Below are 6399 nucleotides of genomic sequence, written 5' to 3' on the forward strand. Positions count from 1 at the left end.
TCAATTAAATAAAACTACTATGATATCTAAATTTCGATTTCTCATTCCGGTTTTAATTTCCGGTATTTTAGCCGTAACAATGCAATCATGTTTCGATTCAGATGATTACGACATGGATAAATTATCTGATAAGGTAGATTGGACTCCAAATATGATCGTTCCCGTTAGTTACGGAACCTATTCTCTTTGGTATTTATTAAACGAACATGAAACTGATCCTGCTGATCAAACCATCTTTTTAGAAAATGGTTTTCTTCACATCAAATATCGAGAAGATAATATTTTTACCTACGATGCAGGTTCTGTATTAACATTTCCAAACCAGCTTACAGAAAGCTATTCAATGCCCCTTCCTCCGGTAGGTTTCGCCGGTCCAATACCTATTCCACCTCAATCTGATGTATATGGTGTACAAACAGGTCAAGCTGGCATTACCTTATCTCAATTAGAAATTGATGGAAATCTACAATTAACTTTTAGCAACCCGCTAAATGCAGATATCTCTCTTGATGTGACGATTCCTGGTGGAACAATCGGAGGTGCACTTGCAACGGATAACTTTACAATTCCAGCAAACAATCCAAACCATGTTGAGAACTTCGATTTAACTGATCTCAATCTAACTTTTAACACACCATACACAACTGCAAATGAAATTACCATTGAATTTTCTGGAACAATTCTAGACAATGGAGGAACCATTTCTGGTGTAGGTAGCTTAGGAATTCAATATCAGGTTCAGAATATCAATTTCGATATGGCTTATGGTGATTTTGGTAAACAAATGATAGACATAGGAACGGGTAATATAGATATGGATGTTGATTTTTGGGATGATATTGAAGGCGAATACGAATTTGCTGATCCAAGAATTTACTTGTACATGCGCAATTCGGTTGGTGTACCTTTTGAGATTAATGCCAATATGACTGGTTATAGTACAGATGGCAATTCGGCATCTCTAAATCCAGATCCTTTGCAACCCAATTATCCAAGAAATTTATCCGAAGTTACCAACGGAATATCAGAAACAGTTGTTTACGACAGAAACAACTCACAAATCACTCAAGTGATGGCTTTGCCACCTTCTGATCGATTGGATTATTCAGGTCAGGTTGACTTAAATCCAAATACAGTAGATATTAATTCACAACCGAACATTCTTAGCAGCAGTTCGCGAATTGATGTTGATCTGGAAATTGATGTCCCTCTTGATTTCTCAGCGACTAATTTAATGCTACGCGATACCATTGATGATATGGATATTGACGATGCAGAAAAAATAATGAATGCAGCTATCGTTATAACAGCCGAAAACGGATATCCTTTAGACGTTCAAATTGATAGAATTTACATGACTGATGAACTTTACAATGTAGTTGATTCTATTGTGGATAGTGAAGTAATAGATGCTGCAGGAGTCTACCCAGCTGGACATGCATCCGAAGGAGAAGTTGATCCAAGTACAATTGTTGAGGTAACTCATGAAATAAAATTGACGCAGACTCAAATTGAACACCTTAACGAGACAGAGAATCTTATTATCAATGCTAGCGTTAAAACCTCTGGCACTGGAACTGAAGCTGTAAAATTAAAGGGTGATTACGAACTTAAATTTGCAATAGCTGTTCAAGCCCAAATCGACTTAAATAATTAGAAGACTCATTCACCCCGCTATGATTAAACTATTTTATAAAATATCTCTTACAGGAATTCTAATTGTTTTTCTGATTACAAATGCTACAGCACAGAAATTAAACAACACATTGTATTTAATGCAAAATGTGCCTCAATCCAATCAGTTAAATCCTGCTATTCAACCAGAATGTAAAGTGTTTGTAGGTTTTCCTGCCCTCAGTTCTATTTATGTGAATTATGGCAATACCGCTTTCGCTTACGATGATATTATTACCGATGGAACAGGAATTCGTTCCGATTCGTTGGTGGTAAATGTGAATAGCTTTCACGATGCCTTAAAAACAACCAATTATGTATCTCAACAACTTGAAATAACTCTTTTTGCCTTAGGAATTCGCGCGAAAGATTACTATTTCACTCTGGATGTAATTGAAAAAGAAGATTCCAGGTTTAGCTTCGATAAAGAGATGATTACATTCCTTAAAGATGGTAACTACGATTATAGAGGTAAAACTTCGAATTGGGGAGGCATAGGACTTGATGCCAACTATTATCACGAAATTGCGCTTGGAGCATCTAAAAAGATCAACGATAAATGGACAGTTGGTATTAAGGGGAAAGTATTGTTTGGTGTTGCAAATGTGCATATGGAAGAATCCGATATGTCAATATTCACCTCAGCTTCGGGAGATCAAATTGTTCTAAATTCAAAACACAGACTTAGAGCCTCTTTACCAATCAATCAAATTGGTTACGATGCAGATGGATATGTAGATGATATCAACTTTGATGGTGATGATTTCGATCAGGATTTCTTTTTAAACACCGATAATAAGGGTTTTGCTGTAGATTTGGGTATGACTTACCAAATGGATGATAAAACTACGCTTTATGCAAGTATCTTAGATATTGGTGCTATCAATTGGAAATCGAATGGATATGAATTTGTTCAGGATGGTTCATTCACCTATGACGGTGCCGATTGGTCACAATCTGGAAATTCAAATGATCCAAATTATGAAGAGATTGAAGATGTTTTTGAAGATCTTTCGGATGATATTGCTGACGAATTTCGTGCTACTGATTTGGTAGGATCTTATTCTGTTGCCTTACCAACTAAAATCTATTTGGGAGGAACGCATCAAATTGGGAAGAGAGTTAATTTAGGAGCTTTGAGTAGAACTGAAATTTTTAATGGCAAGGTTCAATCTTCTCTGTCTTTTTCAGCAAATGCTCGCTTTTTTAAGAACCTAAGCACTAGTGCCAGTTACACCGTTGCCAATAATTCTTATGCCAACCTTGGACTTGGTATTGCGGCTAAAGCGGGTCCTTTGCAATTCTATGTGATTAGCGACAATGTAATGGCTGCAATTAGACCCAACAGCGCACAAATAGCAAACATTCGTTTTGGTTTCAACTTTTTATTTGGTTGCAAAAACAAAGTAATCAGTCGAAATTCCTGTTCTTTCGAAGATGAACTGAAGAACAAAAAGAAACCCTTATACAAATAAAGCGTAACTACAATAAACTCCATATTTTCGGAGTGTTTACATCAATTTAAATTCAGGGCTACCTCTTGCAGGTAGTCCTTTTTTTGTGTTTTATTTTCCTCACCCATTAGTCTACCAACAGTTTGTTCAGGTTCCCTAAAAGGGAAACACTCAACTTTAAACCCAGAGTCTCTTGCATCAAGCTTTACAATTCCAATCTTCCCCTTTTAGGGGAAGTGCCGACAGGCAAAAGGGTGAAAAAGAAAAAATGTGAACAATCACACCCCTCTCCCTGTCGGGATCTCCCCTAACAGGAGAGAAATTTCAAATCGAGTTCTATCTTTAATTTTAGAACTTTTCTCTTTTAGGGAAATACTCAACTTGAAAATTAAAGAATTGATTAATCGTTGATAAAAATCTTGAAATAATATTTCTAATTTTATTGGAAATAGGTTCTGTATGAAATACTCAGAGATAAAAGAATTTAAACAAAAACTTAGAAAGGAAGCTACTCCTTCGGAACAATTGCTTTGGCAACAAATTAGAAGACGTCAATTAAAAGGACGAAAATTTCTACGACAACATGCAATAGTTTATGATTCGAATGAAGAAGAGCATTTTTTCTTTATCCCTGATTTTTATTGTAAAGATGAACAACTTGTCATTGAATTAGATGGAAAAATTCATGATTTTCAGAAAGCAAAAGACAAAAATCGAGAAGAAATTTTAAAAAGTATGGATATCACTGTCCTTAGAATTAAAAACGAAGAACTAATTGACATTCAAAAAGTACTTACTAAAATTATAAGTCATTTTAAAAGCAATGACAATGATCCTGTTTTCAAAAGGAAAATGAGATAATTAAAACTCATATCGGCTAAGCTTGATTCATCTTTATCCATTTTGATTTTTCCCTCCCAGGGAAAATGCCGACAGGCAAAAGGGTGAAAAAGAAAATATAAACCCACTTTTAAGCTTCATTAACTTTTGTTTAAAGCATTTAGCACAATTACCACCTACATTTGTAACATACAAAACAGAGATGTTTTTTCATAGATTAGATTTAGGTTAGTAATTAGTGGTTAGAAGAAAATCCCGGACTTAACGAAGTTCGGGATTTTTCTTTGGTGTAGATTTGCATGTTTTCCGAAAATTCACCCGTTAGTCTACCAACAGTTTGTTCCGTTTCTCTAAAAGGGAAACACTCAACTTTAAAACCAGAGTCTCTTACATCAAGATTTGTACTTTGCAATTACAATTTTTCCCTCCCAGGGAAAATGCCGACAGGCAAAAGGGTGAAAAAGAAAATACAAACCCACTTTTAAGCTTCATTAACTTTTGTTTTAACCATTTAGCACAATTACCACCTACATTTGTAACATACAAAACAGAGATGTTTTTTCATAGATTAGATTTAGGTTAGTAAATAGTGGTTAGAAGAAAATCCCGGACTCAGCAGGTTCGGGATTTTTCTTTGGAAATAGTTAGACTGCTTGCGGCAGTTGGTAACATTAAAACAAAGCCTTAAAAGCTAGCCAAGAGACAAACTTTTAAGGCTCTAATCATTTATTCATCTTATTTTATGTGGATGCGCAACGGTTACTTTTGTTAGGCACTGCTTATTTTATTCAATGACTAATTTCCTCTCTACATATTCTCCTTCTAATGGTTGAATCTGTCTAAGTCCAAAAACCGAAAAATTATCAGAATTTAAGTGTTGTGTCCAATTTTGATCAATATCATCTATTCTAATTGAAGCAATGGAGTGTTTCAACAGATTCTGCATATCAATATTATTATCAATATATAAAGTTGCAATACTGAATTCATTTATTTGATATTTTTTAGCAATTTCAAATCCAATTTTGTTTTTATAGAATCGAGCTTCAGCAATTGACTCCTTTTTACAGATAGCCAAGCAAAAACAGCTTACCGAATCCATTAATATCATGGAATCCTTAGTAAATGTCTTAATTAAAATTTCCGCACTAAATACAGAATCACCATTAACCTCATTAATGAATTCTTTTTCAAGAATCTCATAATCAAAAGCTGAATAATGAGATAAGTCTGAATCACATTTAATTATCTCTGTTTTATGCCCGCATGATGTAAAAACTAAAAACAATAATATTAATCTATACTTCATTATTCAAATTGGGTTTAAGTGTTCGTAAAGGCACATCCTTTACACAAGTTAAAGATTAGACTTTACACTAAATTAGTCTCTACCCTTGTTGATGATTCTTTTGATCTTAATTTATTTTCATTAAAGTATCCTAAAAATACATTTCTGTAATAGACCTTCCAAATTCCATTGCCTTTCTATTCAAATTCAAGGTGCTTTCCCTCTAAAAGCAACAGATCCATTTTAAAATCTCAATAATTTTACTTTTTCAAGAACTGAAAGCAAAAAACAAAGCCTTAAAAGCTTGCCAAGAGACAACCTTTTAAGGCTTTTATAATGTATTCATCTAATTTTATGTGGATGCGCAACGGTTACTTTTGTTGTGGGTAGTTGAATTTTAGACCCTTTTCATACCAAATGACATTTTTTCCTCTTTAAGAAATATTCTCAGAATGTCCTGTATAGCTTTATAAAAAGCATCCATTGCTTTAAAATCAAATTCATAGCAATACCCCTCTTCTCCAAATTCATGTATGTATCTCCAATTTTCGAATGATTCGCTATGAATTTCTAATAAGTTTTTTATTTCGTCAACATTTGTCTCTTGCGAATGGTCTGAATTATCTTCTCCTACACGAATTATTATTTTATAAGCAGGTAAAGACTCTACTGCTTCATTTTCCTTTTTATGTAGTTTATATGCCTCTTCAATTTTTAGTCTCGTTTCCGTCGAGAGTGATTTATATAAATCATACAACTTATGTCCCCAAGGCTTTTTCTTTAGATCATAAAAGATTGTGGCTTTTAGAAGTAGTTCAGTAGCAAAACTGAAATTCACGACACCAGGAGGGATCCAGATATATCCTCTGTCACTCTTATCTTCATGTGAATGATTTGCTATTGATAATCCTGATTGGTAGAATCCATCTGCTATTTCTATAGCAAATTGATAATTTGAATCCTTATTTTTCTTTTTTGCCATTATAACAGCTTTATCGTTTATTTCAATTACCCAGAACGGCAGTTTGTCTAAAAACTGATTAAACTGCTCAATTAAGCTTTAAATATAGCAGTTTTAAGGATACATAAAAATTGAAAATCCTTTTAATTTGAAATAGAATTGAGGTTCTTATTTGAGCCAAA

The 6399-nt window shown here is 33.8% G+C and carries 5 protein-coding genes; 3 read left to right on the forward strand and 2 right to left on the reverse strand.

The genetic code is table 11. The annotated features are described in order from the left end of the window. Nucleotides 1-19 precede the first annotated feature (19 nt). The 3 genes from GCQ56_RS19320 to GCQ56_RS19330 all read left to right on the forward strand — a co-directional run bounded on the left by GCQ56_RS19320 (nt 20) and on the right by GCQ56_RS19330 (nt 3989). The gene (locus GCQ56_RS19320) at nt 20-1657 is read left to right on the forward strand and encodes a hypothetical protein (RefSeq protein ID WP_152736182.1); all 1638 of its coding nucleotides are present in this window, start codon (nt 20-22) and stop codon (nt 1655-1657) included. 19 nt (nt 1658-1676) lie between these two features. Next, nucleotides 1677-3149 carry a DUF5723 family protein gene (locus GCQ56_RS19325; protein WP_152736183.1) on the forward strand — a complete coding sequence of 491 codons (1473 nt, stop codon included), beginning with the start codon at nt 1677-1679 and terminating at the stop codon, nt 3147-3149. Nucleotides 3150-3587: 438 nt separating this feature from the next. Continuing rightward, nucleotides 3588-3989, forward strand: a complete 402-nt coding sequence (locus GCQ56_RS19330; protein ID WP_152736184.1) for an endonuclease domain-containing protein — start codon at nt 3588-3590, stop codon at nt 3987-3989. A gap of 763 nt (nt 3990-4752) precedes the next feature. On the opposite strand, the gene GCQ56_RS19335 is transcribed toward GCQ56_RS19330, so the two are convergent. Both GCQ56_RS19335 and GCQ56_RS19340 read right to left on the reverse strand, forming a co-directional pair. Further along, entirely contained in the window at nt 4753-5277 is a 525-nt protein-coding gene (locus GCQ56_RS19335; RefSeq protein WP_152736185.1) for a hypothetical protein, read from the reverse strand. Between the two features lie 376 nt (nt 5278-5653). Continuing rightward, nucleotides 5654-6238 carry a hypothetical protein gene (locus GCQ56_RS19340; RefSeq protein ID WP_152736186.1) on the reverse strand — a complete coding sequence of 195 codons (585 nt, stop codon included), beginning with the start codon at nt 6236-6238 and terminating at the stop codon, nt 5654-5656. Nucleotides 6239-6399: the final 161 nt, after the last annotated feature.

Source organism: Marinifilum sp. N1E240, from assembly GCF_009295825.1.
Lineage (GTDB): Bacteria > Bacteroidota > Bacteroidia > Bacteroidales > Marinifilaceae > Marinifilum_A > Marinifilum_A sediminis.

What these genes read in the sequence shown, in the direction of transcription:
- GCQ56_RS19340 (WP_152736186.1), bottom strand. Translation starts at nt 6,238, where the DNA reads ATGGCAAAAAAGAAAAATAAGGATTCAAATTATCAATTTGCTATAGAA.
- GCQ56_RS19325 (WP_152736183.1), top strand. Translation starts at nt 1,677, where the DNA reads ATGATTAAACTATTTTATAAAATATCTCTTACAGGAATTCTAATTGTT.
- GCQ56_RS19335 (WP_152736185.1), bottom strand. Translation starts at nt 5,277, where the DNA reads ATGAAGTATAGATTAATATTATTGTTTTTAGTTTTTACATCATGCGGG.
- GCQ56_RS19330 (WP_152736184.1), top strand. Translation starts at nt 3,588, where the DNA reads ATGAAATACTCAGAGATAAAAGAATTTAAACAAAAACTTAGAAAGGAA.
- GCQ56_RS19320 (WP_152736182.1), top strand. Translation starts at nt 20, where the DNA reads ATGATATCTAAATTTCGATTTCTCATTCCGGTTTTAATTTCCGGTATT.